This is a genomic window from Synechococcus sp. C9 (assembly GCF_022984075.1).
Classification (GTDB): Bacteria; Cyanobacteriota; Cyanobacteriia; order Gloeomargaritales; family Gloeomargaritaceae; genus Gloeomargarita.
On sequence record NZ_JALAAD010000001.1, the window covers coordinates 1,173,331 to 1,195,605 of the forward strand.

25 protein-coding genes are annotated in these 22,275 nt (G+C 55.7%); 3 read left to right on the plus strand and 22 right to left on the minus strand.

Annotated elements, in window-relative coordinates; translation table 11 throughout:
• Window positions 1-2 precede the first annotated feature (2 nt).
• The 13 genes from rimP to secY form a co-directional block, all read right to left on the minus strand.
• Window positions 3-473, minus strand: a complete 471-nt coding sequence (gene rimP, locus MLD66_RS05865) for a ribosome maturation factor RimP (RefSeq protein WP_247216001.1) — start codon at window positions 471-473, stop codon at window positions 3-5.
• Between the two features lie 9 nt (window positions 474-482).
• Window positions 483-1,052 (minus strand): YqhA family protein, encoded by a 570-nt coding sequence (locus MLD66_RS05870; RefSeq protein ID WP_247216002.1) that lies wholly within the window; start codon window positions 1,050-1,052, stop codon window positions 483-485.
• A gap of 62 nt (window positions 1,053-1,114) precedes the next feature.
• On the minus strand, window positions 1,115-1,915 hold the full coding sequence (truA, locus tag MLD66_RS05875; RefSeq protein ID WP_339396928.1) for a tRNA pseudouridine(38-40) synthase TruA: 801 nt from the start codon (window positions 1,913-1,915) through the stop codon (window positions 1,115-1,117).
• Window positions 1,916-1,918: 3 nt separating this feature from the next.
• Complete coding sequence (gene rplQ, locus MLD66_RS05880) at window positions 1,919-2,269, minus strand: 50S ribosomal protein L17 (protein ID WP_247216003.1); 351 nt, start codon at window positions 2,267-2,269, stop codon at window positions 1,919-1,921.
• Between the two features lie 18 nt (window positions 2,270-2,287).
• Window positions 2,288-3,220: a DNA-directed RNA polymerase subunit alpha gene (locus MLD66_RS05885; RefSeq protein WP_247216004.1), complete on the minus strand. Its 933-nt coding sequence runs from the start codon at window positions 3,218-3,220 to the stop codon at window positions 2,288-2,290.
• A gap of 25 nt (window positions 3,221-3,245) precedes the next feature.
• Window positions 3,246-3,635 carry a 30S ribosomal protein S11 gene (rpsK, locus tag MLD66_RS05890; RefSeq protein WP_247216005.1) on the minus strand — a complete coding sequence of 130 codons (390 nt, stop codon included), beginning with the start codon at window positions 3,633-3,635 and terminating at the stop codon, window positions 3,246-3,248.
• A gap of 36 nt (window positions 3,636-3,671) precedes the next feature.
• Window positions 3,672-4,040, minus strand: coding sequence for a 30S ribosomal protein S13 (rpsM, locus tag MLD66_RS05895; protein WP_247216006.1), 369 nt, complete (start codon window positions 4,038-4,040; stop codon window positions 3,672-3,674).
• A 26-nt stretch (window positions 4,041-4,066) separates the two neighbouring features.
• Window positions 4,067-4,180 (minus strand): 50S ribosomal protein L36, encoded by a 114-nt coding sequence (rpmJ, locus tag MLD66_RS05900; protein ID WP_084111693.1) that lies wholly within the window; start codon window positions 4,178-4,180, stop codon window positions 4,067-4,069.
• Window positions 4,181-4,245: 65 nt separating this feature from the next.
• Window positions 4,246-4,470 carry a translation initiation factor IF-1 gene (gene infA / locus MLD66_RS05905; RefSeq protein ID WP_247216007.1) on the minus strand — a complete coding sequence of 75 codons (225 nt, stop codon included), beginning with the start codon at window positions 4,468-4,470 and terminating at the stop codon, window positions 4,246-4,248.
• A gap of 51 nt (window positions 4,471-4,521) precedes the next feature.
• A complete protein-coding gene (locus tag MLD66_RS05910) occupies window positions 4,522-5,085 on the minus strand; it encodes an adenylate kinase (protein WP_247216008.1) in 564 nt (187 codons plus the stop codon).
• 77 nt (window positions 5,086-5,162) lie between these two features.
• A complete protein-coding gene (locus MLD66_RS14625; protein ID WP_348644344.1) occupies window positions 5,163-5,300 on the minus strand; it encodes a DUF433 domain-containing protein in 138 nt (45 codons plus the stop codon).
• A 1,174-nt stretch (window positions 5,301-6,474) separates the two neighbouring features.
• The gene (locus MLD66_RS05915; protein WP_247216009.1) at window positions 6,475-7,185 is read right to left on the minus strand and encodes a hypothetical protein; all 711 of its coding nucleotides are present in this window, start codon (window positions 7,183-7,185) and stop codon (window positions 6,475-6,477) included.
• A 47-nt stretch (window positions 7,186-7,232) separates the two neighbouring features.
• Window positions 7,233-8,537, minus strand: a complete 1,305-nt coding sequence (gene secY, locus MLD66_RS05920; RefSeq protein ID WP_247216010.1) for a preprotein translocase subunit SecY — start codon at window positions 8,535-8,537, stop codon at window positions 7,233-7,235.
• 72 nt (window positions 8,538-8,609) lie between these two features.
• On the opposite strand from secY, the gene nadC reads away from it, so the two are divergent.
• Window positions 8,610-9,479, plus strand: coding sequence for a carboxylating nicotinate-nucleotide diphosphorylase (gene nadC, locus MLD66_RS05925; RefSeq protein WP_247216011.1), 870 nt, complete (start codon window positions 8,610-8,612; stop codon window positions 9,477-9,479).
• A 10-nt stretch (window positions 9,480-9,489) separates the two neighbouring features.
• A complete protein-coding gene (locus MLD66_RS05930; protein WP_247216012.1) occupies window positions 9,490-9,777 on the plus strand; it encodes a hypothetical protein in 288 nt (95 codons plus the stop codon).
• A gap of 320 nt (window positions 9,778-10,097) precedes the next feature.
• On the opposite strand, the gene csaB is transcribed toward MLD66_RS05930, so the two are convergent.
• Window positions 10,098-11,147 (minus strand): polysaccharide pyruvyl transferase CsaB, encoded by a 1,050-nt coding sequence (csaB, locus tag MLD66_RS05935; protein ID WP_247216013.1) that lies wholly within the window; start codon window positions 11,145-11,147, stop codon window positions 10,098-10,100.
• A gap of 56 nt (window positions 11,148-11,203) precedes the next feature.
• Complete coding sequence (gene ftsH / locus MLD66_RS05940; protein ID WP_247216014.1) at window positions 11,204-13,081, minus strand: ATP-dependent zinc metalloprotease FtsH; 1,878 nt, start codon at window positions 13,079-13,081, stop codon at window positions 11,204-11,206.
• A 173-nt stretch (window positions 13,082-13,254) separates the two neighbouring features.
• On the opposite strand from ftsH, the gene MLD66_RS05945 reads away from it, so the two are divergent.
• A complete protein-coding gene (locus MLD66_RS05945) occupies window positions 13,255-14,166 on the plus strand; it encodes a DnaJ C-terminal domain-containing protein (RefSeq protein WP_247216015.1) in 912 nt (303 codons plus the stop codon).
• Here MLD66_RS05945 and MLD66_RS05950 read toward each other — a convergent pair.
• From MLD66_RS05950 to MLD66_RS05980, 7 genes are all read right to left on the minus strand, one after another.
• The gene (locus MLD66_RS05950) at window positions 14,163-15,365 is read right to left on the minus strand and encodes a metallophosphoesterase (RefSeq protein ID WP_247216016.1); all 1,203 of its coding nucleotides are present in this window, start codon (window positions 15,363-15,365) and stop codon (window positions 14,163-14,165) included. The two genes, MLD66_RS05945 and MLD66_RS05950, sit on opposite strands and share 4 nt — an antisense overlap.
• Before the next feature lie 209 nt (window positions 15,366-15,574).
• Window positions 15,575-16,198 (minus strand): methyltransferase domain-containing protein, encoded by a 624-nt coding sequence (locus MLD66_RS05955; RefSeq protein WP_247216017.1) that lies wholly within the window; start codon window positions 16,196-16,198, stop codon window positions 15,575-15,577.
• Between the two features lie 54 nt (window positions 16,199-16,252).
• Window positions 16,253-17,599, minus strand: coding sequence for an amino acid permease (locus MLD66_RS05960; protein WP_247216018.1), 1,347 nt, complete (start codon window positions 17,597-17,599; stop codon window positions 16,253-16,255).
• Between the two features lie 397 nt (window positions 17,600-17,996).
• A complete protein-coding gene (locus MLD66_RS05965) occupies window positions 17,997-18,446 on the minus strand; it encodes a divergent PAP2 family protein (protein WP_247216019.1) in 450 nt (149 codons plus the stop codon).
• A 50-nt stretch (window positions 18,447-18,496) separates the two neighbouring features.
• The gene (crtE, locus tag MLD66_RS05970; protein ID WP_247218993.1) at window positions 18,497-19,408 is read right to left on the minus strand and encodes a geranylgeranyl diphosphate synthase CrtE; all 912 of its coding nucleotides are present in this window, start codon (window positions 19,406-19,408) and stop codon (window positions 18,497-18,499) included.
• Between the two features lie 63 nt (window positions 19,409-19,471).
• The gene (locus MLD66_RS05975; RefSeq protein WP_247216020.1) at window positions 19,472-20,437 is read right to left on the minus strand and encodes a bestrophin family ion channel; all 966 of its coding nucleotides are present in this window, start codon (window positions 20,435-20,437) and stop codon (window positions 19,472-19,474) included.
• A 174-nt stretch (window positions 20,438-20,611) separates the two neighbouring features.
• Window positions 20,612-22,219 carry a phosphodiester glycosidase family protein gene (locus tag MLD66_RS05980; protein WP_247216021.1) on the minus strand — a complete coding sequence of 536 codons (1,608 nt, stop codon included), beginning with the start codon at window positions 22,217-22,219 and terminating at the stop codon, window positions 20,612-20,614.
• Between the last annotated feature and the right edge of the window lie 56 nt (window positions 22,220-22,275).

Below are 22,275 nucleotides of genomic sequence, written 5' to 3' on the forward strand. Positions count from 1 at the left end.
CATCAATCATCCTGGTCATCGGTGGTCAGCACCACCCGCATCACCCAAGCCCGCAGGAGCCGCACTGTCCGCCCCCGCCGGTTTAGCACCACCGCCTCCCCATCCCGACGGAGTAACCGCCCCTGCCACTCCCGCCGCCCCCGATAGGGCTGGTGCAGTTCTACCCGCACCGGGAAGCCCTGAAAGGTGGTAAAGTCCCGCTCGGTGAGCAATTCCTCCCCCAGACCGGGGCTGGAAATTTCCAAAATGTAGGCACCGGGAAACCAATCCACCGCATCCAGCGCCGGAGCCAGGGCTTGGGTCATGCGTTCACAATCCGCTAAACCCGTATCCTGTGCGGGGTGACGAATATCAATCCGCAGGACGGGGGGTGCCTGATCCGTCAGAAAGGTGGCATTCACCACCTCCAAGCCCAGGGATGCCCCAATGGGTCGGGCTAACTCCAGCACCTGTGGAATAACGGGATGGGTCATAATCCAGGTCTATATATCATAACTTTTATCCGTAGCTTCCGGGCTATGCGCCCCGGTAATCTCCCCGTCATGGGTGGTGCGGTCGTTGTGGGTATGGTTGCCCAAAAAATAGGTTAAAGCCACAATTACTAGCGCACTGGCACCCCCGGAAAGGAGTAAATCCAGGCTTTTAATCCCCTTCACGGTTTCCCCCAAAAAGGACACCCCCAACACCACCACCACGACCCCCGCTAACCGACTTTTGAGTTCATCCACACTGCGAATTTCTAACCAGGGGGGAATCCGCAGGCGACTATCTACAAACAATTCATACAAACCCAACGCCACAATATAAAAAACCGTGCCGACGAGAAACAAATCCGTGACTTCCACCAGGGGTACCATCACCTTTTTGCCGCTCAATTTGCTCCAATCACTCGCCAGGGTATAAAGCACATCCAGGGTTTCCACCGTACCCGTCAACAGCACCAGCATCGAGGCAATCAGGGAGCAAACCACAGCCACAATGACCAGACGGCGACTGAAGGTAAATAAACGCTGAATCATACAGCCCTTGGGAAATAGCACGGTTTTAGGCATGGCTTCAGTGTAAATCCTGGGGTTTTCCCAACCGAAAAATTACTAAATAATTACTAAATTACTCAATACTCCATCTTTTCCGTCCACAGGGGCATGGTTGCCAGCCCCGGCGCAAACACATCCGCCCCATACCCCACCCCCAACAGGGTCAACCCCCGAGCCGGAGCCGCATAGGTCACCTCCTGCCGACGTTCCTCCTGCCACAGGCTGGTAAATTCCGCCACCGACCAATTGCCCCGCCCCACCTCCACCAGCAGCCCCACCAGCAGACGCATCATGCCATATAGAAACGCATTCGCCTGCACCTCGATATACACCCAAGCCTCCTGTCGCCAACACCGCACCGCCTGCACCTCCACCCAGGAATGCTCCCGCCCGGAATTACTCCGGTGAAATGCCGCCAAATGGTGCCGCCCCAAAAGCGGTTCCAGCGCCGCCTGCATCACCGGCACATCCAGGGGAGCGTAGTAATAATGCCAGCAAAAGGGAGCCGTAAATAGGTTATTGCTCCGGTCAGTGTACAGACAATAGCGATACCTGCGCCAGCGGGCGGAAAACCGGGCGTGCCAGTGATCCGGTACCAGCACACTTTGCCGCACCAACACATCCGGGGGTAGCCGTCCATTCAAAATCACCGCCCAGCGCTCCGGGGGAATGGTTCCAGGCGTGTCAAAATGGGCAACCTGACCGGCGGCGTGTACCCCCGTATCCGTCCGCCCCGCCCCGACCACCGTCACCGGCTGTCCTACCACACTCCCAATAGTTTCCTCCAGCACCCCCTGCACCGTGCGCTGACCCGGTTGGGACTGCCAGCCATGAAACCCCGTCCCCACATACTGCACCAGCAGGGCGACCCGGGGCAAACCCTAAACCAATTCAATAATCGCCATTTCCGCCGCATCCCCCCGACGGGGCACCGTGCGGATAATCCGGGTATAGCCCCCCGGTCGAGAGCCATAGCGTTCCGGGGCTTCCGCAAACAGGGCGTGCACCAGCTTTTTGTCGTAAATGTACCCCAGGGCTTGCCGCCGTGCCGCCAAGGAACCCTCCTTCGCCAGGGTAATCATGTGATCCACCTCCGCCCGAATCGCCTTCGCCCGTGCCTTGGTGGTGGTAATCCGCCCATAGCGCAGTAACGCCGTCGTCAACGCCCGCAGTAATGCTTTCCGCTGGTCAGCCGGTTTACTCAACCGGGGAATCCGTCGCCCGTGCCGCATGATCGATCCTCCTGTTCCCTACGCTTTTTCCTTAGGCAAAACAATCCCCAACCGCACCTGGAGCGCCTCGATTACCTCCTCCGCCGACTTCTGACCGAAGTTTTTGATCTCCAGCAGTTCTTCCTGGCTGTAGTTGAGCAAATCCGCCACACTGTGAATCTGCGCCCGTTTCAGACAGTTGTACGCCCGCACCGACAGCTGCAATTCCTCAATCGGCACCTGGCTCACCTTATCATCCTCGGAAGCCATGCCATTGTCCGTCGGTTCCAAGCCGACAATGCTCCGCAGGGGAGAAAACAGCTCCACCAGGGTGTGCGCCGCCTGACTCACCGCCTCCTTGGGACTCAGACTCCCATCCGTCGTCACCTCCAAAATCAACCGATCCTGGAGCACCCCCTCCTCGCTCCGCACCTCCTCCACCTGCCAACTCACCTGGCGCACCGGCATAAACACCGCATCAATCTGGAGAAAATCAATTGAGGTGCCATCCTCCTGACTCCGGTCCAGCAACCGGTAGCCCCGCCCCCGCTCCACATAAAATTCAAACTCCAGGGTGTGCCCCTCGCTGAGGGTGGCAATGTACTGGGTCGGATGCACCACCTCTACATCCGCTGGCAGTTTCAAATGCCCCGCCGTGATAATCATCGGACCTTGCACCCGCTCCAACCGTCCCAATTGCCGTTCCGCCGTATGGCTACGCAGTACAATTTCCTTCAAATTTAATAACAATTCCAGCACATCCTCCCGCACCCCCGGCACGGTGGCAAACTCATGGTTGACCCCCTCGATATGCACCGCCGTGATCGCCGCCCCTTCCAAATCCCCCAGCAAAACCCGCCGCAGGGCATTGCCCACCGTGATCCCTTGCCCTTGGTGCAACGGCTCCAGGACAAATCGCCCGTACTGTTGTTGCCCCGAGGCTTCCACGACCTCTACCTTAAACTGCGCCATAGTACCTCCCATTGGCTCACCAAACCTACACCCGCCGCCGCTTCGGAGGACGACAGCCATTGTGGGGAATCGGGGTCACATCCCGGATCAGGGTGATCTCCAACCCCGCCGCCTGCAATGCCCGAATCGCCGTTTCCCGCCCGGAACCTGGTCCAGAGACCAACACCTCCACCTGGCGCATCCCCTGCTCCATCGCCTGCCTCGCCGCATTCTCACTCGCCATCTGGGCGGCAAAGGGCGTGCCCTTCTTGGCTCCCTTAAACCCACTCGCCCCCGCCGAGGACCAAGAAATCACCTCCCCCTTGGGGTCGCTAATGGTGACGATGGTGTTATTAAACGTGGACTGGATGTGCGCCACCCCGTTGGGAATGTTTTTCTTTTGCTTGCGGGGACCTCCCTTCTTCTGCGGTGCCATAAATTACACTCCCAAAAACAGTACAAACATAGATGCTTACTTCCCAGGTGCCTTTTTCTTCCCCGCCACCGTCTTGCGGGTACGGGCGTTGGTGCGTGTCCTCTGCCCCCGCACCGGCAAACCCACCCGATGGCGACGACCCCGATAACAGCCGATGTCCATCAGCCGTTTGATATTCATCCCCTCCACCCGGCGCAGGTCCCCCTCCACCTGGTAATTCTGTTCGATGTACTCCCGTAGGGCGGCGATCTGCTGGTCATTCAAATCCCGCACCCGAGTGTCCGGGTCAATCCCCGTAGCCGCCAAAATCTCCTGGGAACGGGTCAGCCCAATCCCATAAATGTAGGTCAGCGAAATTTCCACCCGTTTCTCACGGGGCAAATCCACCCCTGAAATCCGTGCCAAGGCACACCTCGCAATAGATAAACCAGTTAACCCTGCCGTTGCTTATGTTTCGGGTTCATGCAGATCACCATCACCCGCCCCTTGCGGCGAATAATGCGGCATTTTTCGCACATCCGGCGAACCGAAGCCCGTACCTTCATGACCCCTTACCTAAAAGTCACAGCAAAAATATAATAATACCGGCAACCCGGGTGCGTGTCAAGGACTATTTTTTCTTCAACCGGAAGGTGATCCGCCCTTTGGTCAGGTCGTAGGGGGTGAGTTCCACCTTCACCCGGTCGCCCGGCAAAATTTTGATGTAATTGCGGCGAATCTTGCCGGAAATGTGCGCCAAGACGTTGAAGCCGTTGTCCAAATCCACCCGGAACATGGCGTTGGGCAGGGAATCGGTGACGGTGCCTTCCATCTCAATCAGGTCTTGCTTAGACAAGCGGTGCCTCCTAGAATGCAAAGTGTAGTAATCGTACCTACTCCTAGCTTATCAGGTCGCCGCCAAATGGGCTTGAATTTGCTGGGTCACCTGGGGAATGGGTTGGGTGCCATCAATGCGAATCACCCGCTCGCCGTAGAAGTCCAACAGGGGTTGGGTTTTGCTGTAGTATTCCTGGAGCCGGTTTTGGATCACCTCTGGGGTATCATCGGCACGGTTTTGCTCCTGCGCCCGTTGTAATAAGCGTGCCACCAGCATTTCCTCCGGCACATCCAGATTGAGAATGGCATCGCAGGGTTGGTGCAAATTCGCCAGCAATTCATCCAGGGCAGTCGCCTGGGGCACAGTGCGGGGAAACCCATCCAATATCCAGCCCGCCTGGGCATCCGGTGCCGTCAACCGTTCCTGCATCACCCGAATCACCACCGTATCGGGAACCAATTTGCCCGCATCGCTGTAGCTTTTCACCTCCAACCCCAGCGGCGTCCCCCGGCGGATGTGGTCCCGAAATATATCCCCTGGTGCCAAGCGGGGCACCGACCAGGTTTGCGCCAAAACTTCCCCTTGGGTACCTTTACCGGAACCGGGGGCACCCATCAAAATCACCCGTGGCATGAACACAATCCTCAAATGTGAGCTAAAGTTCCACTGTACTATTGAGTGGTTATCGTTGCGTCACTTCTGCCTAACGGTTAATTGAGTTTACGTGACGCATAGGCAAGTGTTGCTTTCAAATCATCCATTTCTAGATCAGGCAGTTCCTCTAAAATCTGTTCGGAGCTAGGACCCGCCACCAACAAATCTAAAACATCAGATACTCTAATTCTCACTAATTCTCATCCCACGAATACACGGTTTGGGATTGACTGTGATTCGTTCAACGAGCTTTGACATACAGTCTTTTGAGTGGTTATGGGATACAATTGAACCCCACTCGCTGTAGGTCAATCATGCTAAGCCTTTAGAATAATCGAGGCTTTTTGTATTCTTTCAGGGCACCTCTATTTATTAGAACCAACGAAAAATCTCATCCTCGGAATGCCCATCTTTCCCAGAACCAAGGGCGGGGGGTGCCCCCCTGCGACCGCTAATTTCTCATTTATAGAGGTTCCCTTAATTGATAAATAGACTGTACGAGGCAACCTCCATAAAATTAACGTCTATAGCAATTCTATCAATGAGAATGAAACAGGGGTCACAGGGGAACCGCCTCCGTCTTGGGTTCTAGGAAATTTCTGTTCGTTAATCAAATCGGATTGCTATAGATTTCTTCGCGAGCCAAGGGGCGGAAACCTTGAACACGCACGGGATGAGCGAGGAGCTGGTCCATGAAATGCACAGTGGTTTTGGGCATCTGTTCGCCCAGCAAGATGACACGTACACGGTTAGGGAGATTCCTGAGATATTGGCTAGGGATCTCGATGACACCGTTCTTAATTATGGTTGGGAACTCTATAGCTTGCATAATTTACCTCTGCTTTCTGAACAAGACTCTGAACCAATCGCCGCCCAACGGCTAAGCTCACCTGCTACTAACAGCTTTGGGAACTGTTCAGAGTATAACACTGGGTCAGGTGCAGCGACTTGTTATGTTGTGTAACTTCTACGCCTATCGCCCCGGACTTTCACCGATTCCAGCGCACGGGTCGCCCCACCAACTACCAACGAAGCCGAAAATCTAGAAGCTCGCCCCGCCGACCATCTCGCTATTGCGCTGGCAATATAACGGTTGAACTCACCCGCCATCATTGACTTTGGATGGTACGAATAAATTAGCATCAAGTCGGGTGCGGTGATTTGTTATGTTGCGTAAACTGTTGCAACTTTTCATTAGGTAAAGGTGATTTTGCAATTACAATCTCTAACTATTTAAAAACTGCCTAATAATAGTTGCATTGCTAAAGCAGTGAATTTCAGCTTAGGACGCAGTTTTATTCAAGCACCCTAAGCTTACTAATCACTAAACTGGGATTACCAACCTATTAACTTGTTCTTTAACTTAATCTAGAATCCGTTCGCGGCTCGCACCAGATGAATTGCTGCTTTTGCCACGCGAATTGCTGCCCGATTATTAGTCATGATGCTAAGGTTAGGCGCACTAGCGGATGGGATTGAAGCAGTTGGAGATGTGGATGGTGTTGCAAACTCACGGGCATAACGAAGTAAATTGCTCACAGTGCTGTCGTTTGAGCTGTAGTAAGCCACGATTGCATCGGCTCTATACAACTCCTCTGACACTCGATAGGGCGCATCGTAGTAACTACGGGTAAGTACTCCTTCCCCACGAGGACCCACAACATAGCCGAGTTTGCCTTCGTATAAGTTTTGGGCGGCTTCATGAACATTTTTGGCAGCACGTGCGGTTTCAGCCGCTTGAAAGTATTTTCCAGCCTCATATAGACCCCGCGCATCACTAAGGAGACGATTGCCCAAACTTGTCAAATCGCTCGCCCTTGCTATTGAGGCTTGTGTTGCCAAGAAAGAGAGCCTATACGCTGTCTCTTCCGCTTTGCGTATGTCACGCCAAGCCCGCTGTTGGTCACGATAACTCGGAGTGATGCCTGGAGACAGACCGTTAGGAGGAAAAGGCGCGGGAGGTCGACTAGAAGGAGGAAAAGGCTCAGGAGGTCGACCGATAGCAGGCTGTGTGACTGCTGCAGCTACTACAGCAAATAGTGGAATGGTAAAGAATAAAAGTGGTCGATTGGTTTTCATGAATTTTCATCATCAGGTCTAAGGCGTACTATTTTAGTGTAACATAACTACTGTTTCACCATGCCCTCATAGCGTTGGGAAATCACAAAGGTTTGCACCTGCTTGGCGGTATCAATCGCCACCCCCACGATAATTAATAGGGACGTTGCTCCAAACCCCTGAAAGGTGGTGACCCGGGTGGCACTCTCCACGGCGGTGGGTAAAATCGCCACCAAACCCAGGAAAATTGCTCCCAAAAAGGTCAACCGATTTAACACCTTTTCCAGATACTCACTGGTGGCTTTCCCAGGGCGAATGCCGGGAATACTCGAACCCATTTTTTTCAGGTTTTGCGCCACATCCACCGGGTTCATCACCAGACTGGTATAGAAGTAGCTAAACATCAAAATTAAACTCAAATAAAACAGTACATAAAGTGCTGGCATTGGTCCGGTGGGGGATAAATAAGTCGCCACCTGAATCAACACCGGATTGGCGGTAAATTGTGCCAAAGAAGCGGGCACCACCAGCATCGCCGAAGCAAAAATAATCGGCATCACATTCCCCTGATTCAACCGCAGGGGTAAATAGCTCTGTTGCTCCCGATAGAATTTACGCCCCACCTGGCGACGGGCGGACACAATCGGAATGCGGCGGATGCCCTCTTGCACAAACACAATCCCCACAATCATCGCCAAAAAGGACAGCAGTAAAATTACCACACTGCCCACGTTTCCACCACTTTTGACCCATTCCACCGTGCGGTTGACCGATACGGGCAGACCCGACACAATCCCCACAAAAATTAATAGAGAAGCCCCATTGCCAATCCCCCGCTCGGTGATTAATTCGGACAACCACAGGACAAACATGGAACCGGCGGTCAACACCAAAGCAGTTTTGATCACAAAGAAAACCCCAAAATTGTAGGCATAAGGGCGCACCCAAGTACTGGCTAAAAGGGTACTTTGGAGAATCGCCCAACCCAACGCCACATAGCGAGTAATTTGGGAAATTTTCCGGCGACCGGCTTCCCCTTCTTCTTTTTGTAAACGCTCCAAAGCGGGGACGGCGGCGGCTAAAATTTGCAGAATAATCGACGCATTAATAAAGGGCAAAATCCCCAGGGCAAAAATCCCCAAGGTGGACAAACCACCCCCGGCGAAAATGTCCAAAAAACCAATCACCGGATTGCGGGCAATACTTTCGGCAAAGGCGGCGCGATCAATCCCCGGCACCGGGATAAAAATCCCCAAACGCGCCAGGGTGAGAATCCCCAACGTCACCAAAACCCGTCCCCGTAACCCGGCGGCCTGTGCCATTTGGGCAAAGGTTTCCTGTGCCGTCGGTGTCCGACCCCGTGTCACATCCATAGTTTTTTTTAATTCCCATTATGGCTACTAGGTTAAAATTTTATATGAAAACGGTCAAAGTCGTGGTGGCCTATGGTTGCATCTCCTGCGGACTCCCTGGCCGGTCTGCCCTGGTTGTTGCTGGATGATACCCTCAAGTCCTGGCTGTTGGAGGATTGGGGGCGGGGCGATCAAACCACCCTGGGGTTGGGGGGTCAGCGGCGGGGGCGGGGGGTATGGTGCACCAAAGCGACGGGCGTGATTGCCGGTTTGCCCATTGCCAACCGGTTGTTTCACTGGGTGGATAGCGGGGTCAATTTTGTCCCCCAAGTGACGGAAGGGAGCCTGGTTCAGCCCGGTCAAATGGTTGCCGAATTGCAGGGGGAAACGGCTTCCCTGTTGATGGGAGAACGGGTGGCGTTGAACATTGTCATGCGATTGAGCGGCATTGCCAGTCTGACCCGGCAGTACGTGGACCGGCTCAAGGGCACGGGGGTGCAGGTGGTGGATACCCGCAAGACCACGCCAGGACTGCGGCTGTTGGAAAAATACGCCATGCGGGTGGGAGGGGGCATCAACCATCGGTTGGGGTTGGACGATGCGGTGCTGATCAAGGAAAATCACATCGCCGCCGCCGGGGGCATTACCCAAGCGGTGCAAGCAATTCGCCAACGGGTTCCCCATCCTTTGGGGTTGGAAATTGAGGTGGAAACCCTGTCCCAAATTCCCGAAGCCCTCGCCTGCGCACCCCAACGGATTTTGCTGGATAATATGTCCCCGGAATTGTTGACCCAGGCGGTGCAACTCATTCGCGCCACCCATCCCCATATCAAAATTGAAGCCTCGGGCAATATCACCTTAGAGAATTTGTTAACCGTGGCGACCACCGGGGTGGATTACATTGCCACCAGTGCCCCGATTACCCAGTCCCGTTGGTTGGATTTAAGTATGCGAATTGAATAGTGGTTTGATCATGGCGTTTTTGGCAGAACGGTTACTGTTTTTGGGGGTGGGCGGCTTTCTGATCCTCTGGCTCTGGCAACGCTACCGCTGGCAACGACAACAGGAGCAATTAGAAACCACTTTTTATGACTTACTGGCACATCAAAAGGGGAAAATTACCCTGATCCAACTGGTCGCTAAAAGTCGGATTGATCCAGAAGTTGCCCGGTCATTTCTCAGGGAAAAAGCCCAACTGTTTGGCGCAATCATTGAGAGCGACCCCCAGGGGCATGATTATTATCAATTTCCCCCGATTTGAATCCCCTTTACCCCGTCACTTGGACAGTGGCAATTTCATAACCCCTAGTGGTCTTAGTGATTACCCAACCAATGGTTAGGGAAATCAATTGCCAGTCCATTTCCTATGAAATTATAGTCATTTCGATTGAGAATGCAACCCTTTTTAGGCATTGGTAATCGCTCTATTTCCTGGGCATCTCTATCAATTCAAAGTTAGCGGTCGCAGGGGTGATATGGGCATTCCCAGGATGGGATTGATGATTGGTTCCAATAAATAGAGGTTCCCATAAATTAAATTATTTGAATTTGCCCTATTTTTACTCATGCACATAGGGGTTATCAAGCGTCTGATTTTGCCCAAAGATGATGCAACAATTCCCGGTGCAACAACGCCCGATCCACCCAGGATTGCACCTGTTCCGGGGATAACCCTTCCCCGTTGGCATACAAATCAAGCCACTGGCGGCTCAACACATGGGCGGGTGGGGGTGCTTGCGCTAAATCCAGCCCGGGCATACCCAGTTCCTGCTGTAATTGGCGCACCTTCGGGTCATAACTCAAGCTAAAACACCGACACCCCGCCGCCGCCCCCATGACCAAACCGTGATAGCGCATGGTCACCACCAATTCAATCCCCCGCATCACCCCTTTTAGCTGGGCAGGGTGTTCCGGTTGCAGGATCGTGGTTTGCGCCCCCAACGCCTGTTGTAATTCGGTCGCCAAAGCCATATCCGTAGCCGGTTGAAAGGGCAGTAGCACCACCCATACCCCCGTCGCCTGTTGAAATTGTTGCAGTGCCTTGGTCATGGTCTCCCGCCAGACCGGGGTGAGCCAACGATGGGGGCGCACAATCACCGCCATACGGGGGGCAGGCAGGTCGCTCAAAGGCGGATAGGGCTGATCCGGCAACGCCCACACCGGGTCAGGTGCCAACAACCCTGAGCGTCCCCAACGTTGCAACTGCTCCGCCGCCGGGGCATCCCGCACGCTCACCTGGGTACAACGGCGAAACACATACCCCGCCAACCCCCGCACCCACCGCCGTCGCAACGGACCAACCCCCTGCGCCCAAGCCACGGTTTGCCGCCCCAACCCCTGCGCCAGGAGCATCAACCCCAGGTAGTACAAAGGACTACCCCAACTCGTACTGTCCTGGATCAAACTCCCCCCGCCCCAGAGGAACCCCTGACTGCGCCGCAATTCCCGCCAGATGTCCCCCCATCGCCACCGGTCACAGGTGCGTACCCCGTACAAGCGTTGAGTGACTTCTGGTTGCGCCGACAACACCACCGGCTCCACCCCCGGCGGCAACATCTGCAACAGGGTCACCAACAGGGCTTCGTCCCCCCCATTCCCATAACCGTAATAACCGCTGATGAGTACCCGCATGAACGACCATTATCGGTGATGGGAGCCCCTGGGGTAACAATACCCAGTTTTGGCTTTTAGACAGGGGCAGTCACCTGGGGCAAAGGCGTATATTCCGCTACAATTTGCCGAAACTCGTCCCCGTCAATGGTTTCTTTTTCAATCAGCAAATCCACCAGGCGGTCAATCACCACCCGATTTGCTCGGATAATCTCACACGCCCTGTGATAGCATTGGCTGACAATCTCCCGCACCTGGGCATCCACCAGGGAAGCCACCTCGTTGGAATAGTCCGACCGGGCGACCAAATCCCGCCCCAGGAACACTTCCCCCATCTGCCCATCCAGGGACAACAGACCAAAATCGGACATGCCGAACCGGGTGACCATTTGCCGTGCCAGCGCCGCCACCTGCTGTAGGTCATTTCCCGCCCCGGTGGTCACCTCCGATTCCCCAAACACCACCGCCTCCGCCGCCCGTCCCCCCAAGGTGCCCGTAATCCGTGCCAACAATTGCGCCCGGGACACCAGCATCGCATCTTCCCCCGGCATAAACCAGGTCAACCCCCGTGCCTGCCCCCGGGGAATCAGGGTGACTTTTTGCACCGGGTCGTGGTGGGGCAACAATGTACCTACAATCGCATGACCGATTTCATGGTAGGCAATCAGCCGTTTGCTCTTGCTGTCCACCAGGGGCGTGCCCTCCATCCCCGCCACCACCCGGTCAATTGCCGCATCAATTTCGCTGAGACCGATGGCTTCCTTCCGCCGCCGTGCCGTGAGAATCGCCGCCTCATTGAGCAGATTCGCCAAATCCGCCCCCGAAAATCCTGGGGTGCGCCGGGCAATCATGTCCAGGGAAATGCTCCCATCCAGTTTTTTGTTGCGGGCGTGTACCTGTAAAATTGCCAACCGCCCATTAATATCGGGGATGTCCACCGTCACCTGCCGGTCAAACCGCCCCGGACGCAGGAGCGCCGCATCCAGCACATCCGCCCGGTTGGTCGCCGCAATCACAATCACCCCCGTATTCCCCTCAAACCCGTCCATTTCCGTCAAAAGCTGGTTCAGGGTCTGCTCCCGTTCATCATTGCCGCCGCCAATGCCCGCCCCCCGCTGGCGACCCACCGCATCAATTTCGTCAATAAAAATAATACACGGGGCATTTTCCTTGGCTTTTTTGAACAAATCCCGCACCCGGGACGCGCCCACCCCCACAAACATCTCCACAAATTCGGAACCGGAAATGCTGAAAAAGGGCACCCCCGCTTCCCCGGCAATCGCCTTGGCTAACAGGGTTTTCCCCGTCCCCGGCGGCCCGACCAGCAACACCCCCCGGGGAATTTTGGCGCCCACCGCCGTAAACCGCTCCGGCTGTTTCAAAAACGTCACCACCTCTTGCAATTCTTCCTTCGCCTCATCCACCCCCGCCACATCCGCAAACTTCACCCCGGTTTTGGCTTCCATCTGAAAACGGGCACGGGAGCGACCAAAGCTCATCGCCTGCCCCGGCCCCCCCGGCATATTCCCAGAGCGGCGGAACAGGAAAATCAACCCCCCAATCAGCACCAGGGGAAACACCAAATTCCCCAACAGCCCCCACAGGGCCGCATTATTCCGACTGCTGTGAATGTCAAAATCCACATGAGCCGCCCGCAACCGGCTGATCAGGTCCGGCCCCGCCGTCGGCAAATCCACCCGAATCCGCTGGAACCGATTGCTCAACTCCGGGTCGGTAATTTCCACCACCGCCGTGCGTCCCCCCTCATACAGGTCCAGCCGTTGCACCTGACCCCCGTCCAAATACTCCAAAAAACGCCCGTAGGTCATGCGTGCCGTCGCCGCATTCAAGCTGTTTTCCCGCCACACCGGCCCCATCATTCCCTGCCAAAAGAAAAACCCGATGATGGCTACCGGTAATAACCACAGCAGTACGACTCTCCAAGACAATTTCATCACACAACTCCTGCCTAGGGCGTAGAGAACCTTAAAAAAATGTTCATTATTCTTAATAATAACCCAATCGGGAGGGACTGGGGAGGGGTGGGACTGGTCGGAGCCGGGCTGAGTAGCTTAGGATCGGAATCAGTATGGTTTATTTTTGTGCGTAATTCTTTAACTTAGGGGCGATGACGAGTACCAACTACAAGGACTACTATGCGGTGCTGGGGGTGAGTCGGGATGTCAGCCCGGAGGAACTCAAGCGGGTCTATCGGCGGTTGGCACGGCAGTACCACCCGGATGTGAATCCTGGCAATCCTACGGCGGAAGCCCGGTTCAAGGAAATCAATGAAGCCTACGAGGTGCTTTCCGACCCGGACAAACGGCGCAAGTATGACCAATATGGGCGTTATTGGCAACAGGTGGGGGAACGTCCCCCGAGTGCCGAACCCCAGGTGGATTTTGACTTCGACTTTGGGCGCTACACCAGTTTTGAAGAATTTATCAACGAATTGCTGGGGCGCATGGGGGAAGGTTCTGGGCGCACGGGTCGTTACGCCACCAATATCCCGAAGGAAGCCCCCATTACCCTCACCTGGAGCGAGGCGTTTCGGGGCACGCAAAAGCGGGTACAGATCGGCAGTGAGTCCTTTGAGGTGCGGATTCCGGCGGGGGTGCGCCCAGGGACAAAAATTCGGGTGCGGGGGCAAGGTCCCTTTCAGCCCTACACCGGTCAGCGGGAGGATTTATTCCTGATTGCCGAACTGCCACCCCATCGGTTTTTCCAGTTCGATGGCACCAATTTAACCGCCGAAGTGCCGATTACCCCGGATGAAGCGGTTTTGGGAGCGCAGATCGAAGTGCCCACCCCGGATGGCTCCGTCACCGTCACCGTGCCAGCGGGGATGCGTTCCGGGCAGGTGTTGCGCCTGCGGGGGAAAGGGTGGCCCCAAGCCACGGGGGGACGGGGCGACCTCCTGCTAAAAATCCAGATTGTGGCTCCGAAAGACCTGAGTGCCAGCGAACGGGAACTGTACACCAAACTCGCCAACCTCCGCACCTTCAACCCCCGCAACCACCTGAAGGGGATCACCCTTTAAGCGGTACACAAGGCGGCGCCGATCTGCTGCTCACAGGTCTGTTGTTCGCTGGCGGTGAGTTGATCCACGTCCCGGCGGAGCACCATGCCGTTGTGTCCGGCGAGGAAGCGGGGCAGTACCTTTTGGTCAATCACCCGCATCGTCTGCATATCGTAGGTGGTGTAGGTGGTCAATTCCGGGCTGTTGAAACGAATATCCAGAATCGTCAGGGTTTTCCAGGGGGGGGTATTGCCCGCAATCAAAGGTCGGGGTCCCGCCCCCAAAATCCCCATGTGCAATAGTTGCAATTTCCCCTTGTGCGCCGGGTAATAGGCATGGTGGTGCCCGCTGATGTAGGTATGTACCTTGTATTTCTCCAGCATCAGGCGTAATTTATCCGCATTTTCCATCACTTCCCCAGGGTCATTGCGCCCAATCGCCACCGCATACAAGGGCAAATGTCCCAGCAAAATGCGCATCTTTGCCTGTTGCGCCCGGGGACTCGCTAAAGCCTTTTCCACCCAGGCTAATTTCTCCGCCGGAATGTGATGGGAAGAACCGTCCCAAACCAAAAAGAAAATATCCTTAAATTCAAAGGTGAAATAGAAGGGAAATTCAAATTTATCCACAAACTTCACCCCCGGATCGTGGCGGGGATCACGCCAATATGCCGCCGCCATATCCCGCTCTTTTTGAAATAAGAATTTCTTGGTCACACTCAAGGCACTGGAAGCGTCATGGTTCCCCAGGGTAAACCCATAGGGCATTTTGGCTTGGCGCAGGGGAGCCGCCACGTTTTTATCAAAGGCTTCCCACATCGCCCGCATTTGCGCCTCGGTCAACGCCGGATATTGCCCCGCCACCATGTCCCCACTACAGACCACCATATCCGGTCGCCAAAAGGGCATGAGTTTAATCGCCTTGGTCACCTCCGGGGCGTAGGTGGTGGCACCGTAGGCATCATTCAAGTCACTGATCACCATCAACCGCACATCCCCCCGGGGTGGGTTGACGATATTCCCCGCCTGGGCAATCAATTCTTTAGTTTCTGGGGGTAATTCCGGGGGACGGGTTTCCACAGCGGCGGGGCTGGGATTTGGGGATACGACCGGCATGGGGGGCTGAAATACGGCGGCATACAACCAATTGGCTCCCAAGGCGAGAAGAACCCCTACCCCCATACCCAGGAGCGTCTGCACCCAAAAACGAGGTAACCGCATGGTCAAGACACGCTCACGTTGCTATGACTATAGCATTACGGCAAAAGGGTGCCAAGAGATAGGGCAATCTCACCTGAATCGTGAGTGCAAATTTTATACTTAGAGATTCAAGGCTTTTCGCTTATTGCTCCGCCCTGATTCTAAGTACCTTTGTCATTCACATAAATCGTCTGAAATTGCCATGCCAGGTGGGCTGAATGTCCCCTGGGCTATTCCTTCACTTCCTTGAGAAATTCGGGATTCACCTTATCCGGTTCCGGCACAATCCACAGATACACCGTCCGCCCATCCACCTGCCGCACCTCATTGGGTTTCCAGTCCCCCATATCAAAGGCGTGGGAGACGATGCGGGTGCCCGGTCTCAGGCGCAACAGTTTATGACGCAGGCGCAGGTTTACACTGGGCAGAAGATACATAGTGATGACGGTGTATTTACTCAAATCCGTGTTAAAGAGATTTTGTTGGATAATTTCCGCCCGGTCTGCCACCCCAGCGTTTTCAATATTACGGCGGCTTTCGGCGACTAAGGCGGGGTCAATTTCAACACCCACGGCTTTCTGGACTTTGTAATCTTTGGCGGCGGTGATCACAATCCGCCCATCCCCACTGCCCAAATCCAGCAGGACATCCTGGCTATTGACATTGGCGATTTTCAGCATCGCATCCACCACTTCCTGGGGGGTGGGCACATAGGGCACATCCTTGGCGATGGTTTCCCCAAACGTGGGTAATACGGGCAGGGCATTCGCTCTTGGCGGCGAGACCCAGGGGTTGAGGATGGCGAGACCCAGGCTGAGACCCGTCACCAACGTGTAAGGCTTCCGTAGCTTCATGACACAATCTCCCATAACCAACACATCACCAACAATCACAACCAGTGTAGGAATTTAGGGGGATTTTGGCAGGAAACTCAGGGGCAACCCCACCGCCAACACCCCCACCCCCACCAAAGCCCCCACCCCCGTGTAAGCCAAACTGGCGTAGAGCAAATACCCGCAGGTGGCGCAAAACACCAGGGGCGTGAGGGGGTACCAGGGCACCCGAAAAGGGCGTAGCCGCTCCGGTTCCCGCCAGCGTAAGGCTATCAAAGCCACCCCCGCCAACAGCATAAAGAACCAAAACACCGGCGCCGTGTAGTCCACCATCGTGGCAAACCCCTTACGGGTGAGGGTTGCCAGTCCCACCAGGGCGAAGCAAATCACCCCCTGACCGACCAACGCCCCGACGGGGGAATCGTAACGGTGGTTCCAGCCCGCCAACCCCCGCAGGAACCTAAAATCCTGTCCCAGGGCGTAGTTACTGCGAGCGCCGGTGATCAGGGTTCCCTGGATCGCTCCCAGGGCAGAAATGGCAATGATCCCACTGGTGACCGCCGCCCCCCCATCCCCCAGGGTTTGCCGCAGGAGGTCCGCCGCCACCGCCTTGGAGTTTGCCACCCCCGCCAACCCCAACCCCCGCAAATACGCCCAGTTCACCAGCAGGTACAGGCTAGTAATCAGCCCAATGCCCCACAGCAGGGTACGGGGCAGGGTACGTTGCACCTGGCGCAATTCCGCCGAAATATAAGCCGCCTCATTCCAACCGCCGTAGGTAAATAAAACAAACACCATCGCCAAGCCGAGGTTGACCGAGTGGGTTGGTTCGGGAACGGTCAGCCCCCCCGGACTTGCCCCCCGCCACCCCGCCAACACCACCAACAGCAGTCCCAAAACCTTGGCACCGCTCAGCCCCGCCTGTACCCAAGTGCTGGGGTTCAAACCGAGGATATTACAGCCAGTCAAAAGCAGTACCGCCGCCGCCGCATACCAAGACGGGCTAAATTCCCCCAAGGGCAACAACTGAGTGCAATAATCCCCAAACACAAACGCCAGCAGGACAATCGAGCCGGATTGAATAATCGTCATGCGCGCCCAGCCAAACAAAAACGCCAGCCGGGAACCAAAGGTGCGATCCAGGTAATGGTACACCCCGCCCGCATGGGGATACGCCGCCCCCAACTCGGCAAAACACAGCCCCCCGACCAAGGACAGTACCCCCCCCAACAACCACGCCAGCACCACCTGGGGCACCGTCTGGAGATGCATCGCCACCAACACCGGCGTTTCAAAAATCCCCACCCCCACCACAATCCCCACGATCAGGGCAATCCCGTCCCGCACGGTCAAACGGGGCGAAAGGGGCGAGCCTAACGCCGCCACCGGGGCTGGTTTGGTCGGACTATCGGGTCGTGACATGGGAATTTTGTAACAAAAACGACATAAAATCTATCCGTAAGATAGGCGACCCCTACCGCTTTTGACAAGTTTTAACCAGGTTAGCGCTATGGGGTGTTGCCAGGTGCTGTCCTAAATTTTAGGGAATTGGGTCAGGACAAAATACCCCTAAGGTCAAAATTCCGCACTAACGAGACTATCGCAATCGTAAGCAATCCTAATTTATTTAATTAATTTAATTGAATTTAGAATATGGGTCGCAGGGGCACCGCCCCCGTCTTGGTTCTCGGCAATTTGGTTATATAGCAATCCTAAATGAGAATGGAATAGAGGTCGCAGGGGCACCGCCCCCGTCTTGGGTTCTGGAAACTTTGTGTTTGTAAATCAAGTAAGATTGCTATAGAGGATGCGGCAATATTTAAGTCTGTAACCAGGGGGTGGCGAGCAGGGCGACGGTTGCACCCAAGAGTCCTCCCACTAAGACCTGAGCGGGAGTATGACCAAGCAATTCCTGGAGAGGGTTGTGGTCTTGAAATTCCCCGTGTTCCCGGCGGAGGGTGTCCACCATCTGATTGAGTAAACGGGCATGGCGGCTGGCGGCTAACCGTACCCCCGATGCGTCATACATCACGATCAGGGCGACCACCACGGCGATGGCAAATTCCGGGCCATTCCAGCCCCAGGTTTGTCCCACCGCTACCGCTAAAGCCGCTACCAGTGCCGCATGGGAACTGGGCATCCCCCCGGATTGGATGAGAATTTTCGGATGCCATTGCTGATGTTGCACCAGGGCGACGAGGGCTTTGGCCACCTGGGCAACCCCACAGGCCAGCAAGGCAATTAGCAAAACCCCATTCCAGGTCGCCATTCTCTTCCCCTTTTGATCCGCCGTTTCCCTCTATCTTAATCGAGTCCTGCTCAATGACTGCGGGCAACCACAAATTCCGCCAGGGCTTGCAGGGGCACCGCCGCCTCCCCCCAGGGGGTCAATAGGTCTTGGGCTTCTTGAATGAGTTGTTTGGCCTGCCGCCGGGATTCCTCAATCCCCCAGAGGCTGGGGTAGGTGACTTTTTGGGCTTGCAGGTCTTTGCCTGCGGTTTTCCCCAGTTCCGCCGCCGTGCCGGTGATGTCTAAAATATCATCCACAATTTGAAAGGCTAACCCAATGTTGCGGGCGTATTGGGTGAGGGCTGACAGCAATTCCTCACTCCCCCCGGCCAAAATTGCCCCGGAAACCACGGAAATTTCCAGCAGGGCACCGGTTTTGTGGGTGTGAATGAAATGCAACGTTTCCACCGTCACATCGGATTTGCCCTCACATTCCAAATCCACCACCTGCCCCCCCACCAGACCCGTGGCGGCCACCGCATGACCCAGACGGGCGACCACTTCCAACACATTGGTTGGGGGCACCCCTTGGGTTTGCCGCACCAGCCATTCAAAGGCATAGGCGAGTAACCCATCCCCGGAGAGGATGGCAATAGCTTCCCCATAGATTTTGTGATTGGTCAAGCGTCCCCGCCGGTAGTCGTCGTTGTCCATCGCCGGGAGGTCATCGTGGATCAAGGACATGGTATGTACCATTTCCAGGGCACAGGCCGTGGGCAGAGCCATCGCCACCGTTCCCCCGGCCAGTTCACAACTCGCCAAGCAGAGAATCGGGCGCAACCGCTTGCCACTCCCCAACAGGGAATAGCGCATGGCTTCATAAATCCGCTCGGGATAGCGTACCGGCAGTGCCGCCGCCAACGCCTCTTCCACCCACTCCTGCCGCTGTTGGAGGTAGGCGGCCAAGTCAAATTTGGTACTCACACCCGCCGCATTGCTCATGGTTCTACTGGTCACTGTTGCCCGATTATCCCCTTGATCCTAACCGATGCGGGGGACAGGGAACTAGCTCCCCAGGGATTCAGGGGTGGGCAACATCATCTGCGTCAACCCATGACCGCTGTCCAAAGAAATCAACTCTTCCACATCCCGCCGGATCACCCCACAAATCTGATCCAAGGGTAAATCGTTGGGGTCGGTGCCAAAGGGATTTTCAATTTCCAGGGCAATTTCCTCAATCCCCAGTACCACAAAAGCGGCAATCGCCGTCACCGGAATGGTCGCCCACCCCAATTGGGACACCAGCCGAAACGGAAAGAAAAAACAGTACAAAATCAGAATATGGCGCAAATGTACCGAATAAGCCAAAGGTTGGGGGGTACGCAAAATCCGTTCACACACCCCCAAGGCATCCACCAATTGGGACAAGGGTTGCTCCAGGGTGCTGAATTGATAGGCATTCAAATGCTGTTGCTGGTATTGCCAACGTAAATAATCCCCAATCCAAAACGCCAGCCCCACCGGACGATGCGCCATCCCCGCCAACAGATGCAGGCGATCCGGGGGAAGCAAACCGACCAATTCCTCCAGGGGCGATTGTCCCCGCAGGTGGCACTTGACGGCAATCGCATAGGCGGCAATCAGGCGCACCGCCTGCTCCTTTTCCTGGCGATCCCGGGGGGTGCATTCATCCACCATGACCAAGATTTGGCGGGCGAGATTGCGGGAGGCATTGACAATCGTTCCCCAGGCTTTGCGCCCCTCCCAAAACCGGTCGTAGGCGGTATTGGTACGAAATACCAACAACAACCCCAGCACCACATCCGGGGTAAAGGTGACCAACCCAAAGGGCACGGAACCAGCCGTGTAGGTGTGGGTTAAGACAACGACCAAAGCAATCGCGCTGTAGAGAATGATCCGGGGTAACACCGCTGGGATCACCGAACCCCGCCAGGTGAAGGTGAGGTTCACCCAATTTTGTTGCAACATCATCGGTGGGGATGACCAAATGCCCGCAAGTTTTTGCCTCATGCCCATTGCATTGCCGTGATCATTTGGAATACCTCTGCATGATTTTCGTATGTAGGATTGCTTCCTTGGCAATTGTCATGAAGCCGGGGGCATTCTCAAGAACCAGGAATTAGAGAATTAAATCAAAAATCAAACAGTGCATGATTCAGTTCTACCATGACCAAGTTGGTTAACTTAAGAACGGCGTAGCAGCACCAGCCCATTATGCACCCTGCCCCCCGGCACCAACACCTGCCCCCCCAACACCAAACTCGTAGAAGTTCCCCCGTCCAAATTCAAAGCCGCCACTGCCCCCAAATCCTGCATGATCTGGGTGAGTTCCATCAAGGTGGGTCCCTGTTGGTAGGCTTCATTGCCCCCGACCGTGACCCACAGCCAGCGACCCGACCGGCTGACCCCCAGGGCACTGCGGGGGGCTTTTTGTTGGCGGAAAAAGGGCTGAAATTGCTCCTGCTCCGGGTCTAGCACCACCCGCCCATGATTTAGCAATAAAGGACCTGCCCCCAACCCGTGGGGATAATTCTGCAAAGCGGGGGGGAGCCATTGCTGGCTGAGTTGCACCGTCGCCCCAGGGGGAAATTGACTGCCTAAATTGTCCAACCCCCGTCCCACCAACAAATACCCCGCCAAGGGCACTGGGATCGGGTTGCCAGTCGCCATGCCCACCACCCGGTCGTCCGTCACCGTAATCACGGTTTCTCCCTGGGTCAAGGGCGTGTAGGTCGCCCCCCAATTCGCCGTATAGCGGGCGATCCCCTTTTGCACATACCCGGAATTTAACGCTTGTAAATTCATGGGTGCCCCCTGATTCACCCGCACCTGCTCCTGGAACTGCGCCCGGGCAAATGCTAATTCCCCCTGGTCATTCCAGGCGACCATGCCCCGGTTGAGGATCGGACTGCTGTACCATTGCCCCTGCCACCGGATCGCCCCCAGGGGAAGCTGGGTATTGCGGTTGAAAAAGCCCCCATTGATCGCCGCCACGCCCTGCACCTGTTGCGCCAATGTCAGCAAGGGTGCCAAGCCCGTCTGCCCCCGACTCCCCTCCCACACCGGACGCATCGTGTACTGCTGGGGGTCAATCTCCAGCCAAGTTACCCCGTAGCCCCGCACCTGCTCCTGCCGCCATTGCAACCCCGGTGCCCAGTGAATGGTCAGCTTCTCTACGCCAGTTTGGGGTTCCACCACCAACCGGGGTGGGTTGGGTAACGTTGTCACCCGCATGGGCTGGTTAAAGGTCAACACCGTCGCCTGGGCACTGAAATTCAGATTGGGAAAGGATTGGCGCAATTCGGCACGACCCATTGCCAAAATCCGCAAAATGGTTTGATTAGCATTACTTTGGATACGCCAAGGGGCAATTTTATCCAGGTCAATCACCGTGCGGCGACTGCTTTGGCGAATCCCCTGAATCTGTGCCACCGGAGCGGTAATGCGGAGTTCATTCCCCTGCACCTGGGTTTGCCAACCAGCGTCCGCCCACAGTTCCGTCACCTCCAAAAACCGGCGGGTGTACTGCGGATGCCATGACACAGGCAGATTTTGCGCCGGGCGAAACCAGACCACCGGCTGTTCCTGGGGGCGACGACTACTGCGTAACCCTATCCCCAACCGCTGGGTTGCATCCCCCTCACTCACCGCCAGCCGCACCCGCCCCTGGGCATCCCGCCATTGCCGCCATGCCCCCACCCAGGTTTCCCCATTGACACTCAGCCGTTGTTCTAAAACTGGCGGTTGGGGTGCAGGTAACGGGGTTTGCGCCAGAACGATCAGCCCAAGCATTGGTTTTTTGGCTCCCTTGTGTTGGTGAGGAATTGGTTAGAAATGGATGAATAATG

What these genes read in the sequence shown, in the direction of transcription:
- rimP (WP_247216001.1), bottom strand. Translation starts at nt 473, where the DNA reads ATGACCCATCCCGTTATTCCACAGGTGCTGGAGTTAGCCCGACCCATT.
- MLD66_RS05870 (WP_247216002.1), bottom strand. Translation starts at nt 1,052, where the DNA reads ATGCCTAAAACCGTGCTATTTCCCAAGGGCTGTATGATTCAGCGTTTA.
- rplQ (WP_247216003.1), bottom strand. Translation starts at nt 2,269, where the DNA reads ATGCGGCACGGGCGACGGATTCCCCGGTTGAGTAAACCGGCTGACCAG.
- MLD66_RS05885 (WP_247216004.1), bottom strand. Translation starts at nt 3,220, where the DNA reads ATGGCGCAGTTTAAGGTAGAGGTCGTGGAAGCCTCGGGGCAACAACAG.
- rpsK (WP_247216005.1), bottom strand. Translation starts at nt 3,635, where the DNA reads ATGGCACCGCAGAAGAAGGGAGGTCCCCGCAAGCAAAAGAAAAACATT.
- rpmJ (WP_084111693.1), bottom strand. Translation starts at nt 4,180, where the DNA reads ATGAAGGTACGGGCTTCGGTTCGCCGGATGTGCGAAAAATGCCGCATT.
- MLD66_RS05910 (WP_247216008.1), bottom strand. Translation starts at nt 5,085, where the DNA reads ATGCCACGGGTGATTTTGATGGGTGCCCCCGGTTCCGGTAAAGGTACC.
- MLD66_RS05915 (WP_247216009.1), bottom strand. Translation starts at nt 7,185, where the DNA reads ATGAAAACCAATCGACCACTTTTATTCTTTACCATTCCACTATTTGCT.
- secY (WP_247216010.1), bottom strand. Translation starts at nt 8,537, where the DNA reads ATGGATGTGACACGGGGTCGGACACCGACGGCACAGGAAACCTTTGCC.
- nadC (WP_247216011.1), top strand. Translation starts at nt 8,610, where the DNA reads ATGGTTGCATCTCCTGCGGACTCCCTGGCCGGTCTGCCCTGGTTGTTG.
- MLD66_RS05930 (WP_247216012.1), top strand. Translation starts at nt 9,490, where the DNA reads ATGGCGTTTTTGGCAGAACGGTTACTGTTTTTGGGGGTGGGCGGCTTT.
- csaB (WP_247216013.1), bottom strand. Translation starts at nt 11,147, where the DNA reads ATGCGGGTACTCATCAGCGGTTATTACGGTTATGGGAATGGGGGGGAC.
- ftsH (WP_247216014.1), bottom strand. Translation starts at nt 13,081, where the DNA reads ATGAAATTGTCTTGGAGAGTCGTACTGCTGTGGTTATTACCGGTAGCC.
- MLD66_RS05945 (WP_247216015.1), top strand. Translation starts at nt 13,255, where the DNA reads ATGACGAGTACCAACTACAAGGACTACTATGCGGTGCTGGGGGTGAGT.
- MLD66_RS05950 (WP_247216016.1), bottom strand. Translation starts at nt 15,365, where the DNA reads ATGCGGTTACCTCGTTTTTGGGTGCAGACGCTCCTGGGTATGGGGGTA.
- MLD66_RS05955 (WP_247216017.1), bottom strand. Translation starts at nt 16,198, where the DNA reads ATGAAGCTACGGAAGCCTTACACGTTGGTGACGGGTCTCAGCCTGGGT.
- MLD66_RS05960 (WP_247216018.1), bottom strand. Translation starts at nt 17,599, where the DNA reads ATGTCACGACCCGATAGTCCGACCAAACCAGCCCCGGTGGCGGCGTTA.
- MLD66_RS05965 (WP_247216019.1), bottom strand. Translation starts at nt 18,446, where the DNA reads ATGGCGACCTGGAATGGGGTTTTGCTAATTGCCTTGCTGGCCTGTGGG.
- crtE (WP_247218993.1), bottom strand. Translation starts at nt 19,408, where the DNA reads ATGAGCAATGCGGCGGGTGTGAGTACCAAATTTGACTTGGCCGCCTAC.
- MLD66_RS05975 (WP_247216020.1), bottom strand. Translation starts at nt 20,437, where the DNA reads ATGAGGCAAAAACTTGCGGGCATTTGGTCATCCCCACCGATGATGTTG.
- MLD66_RS05980 (WP_247216021.1), bottom strand. Translation starts at nt 22,219, where the DNA reads ATGCTTGGGCTGATCGTTCTGGCGCAAACCCCGTTACCTGCACCCCAA.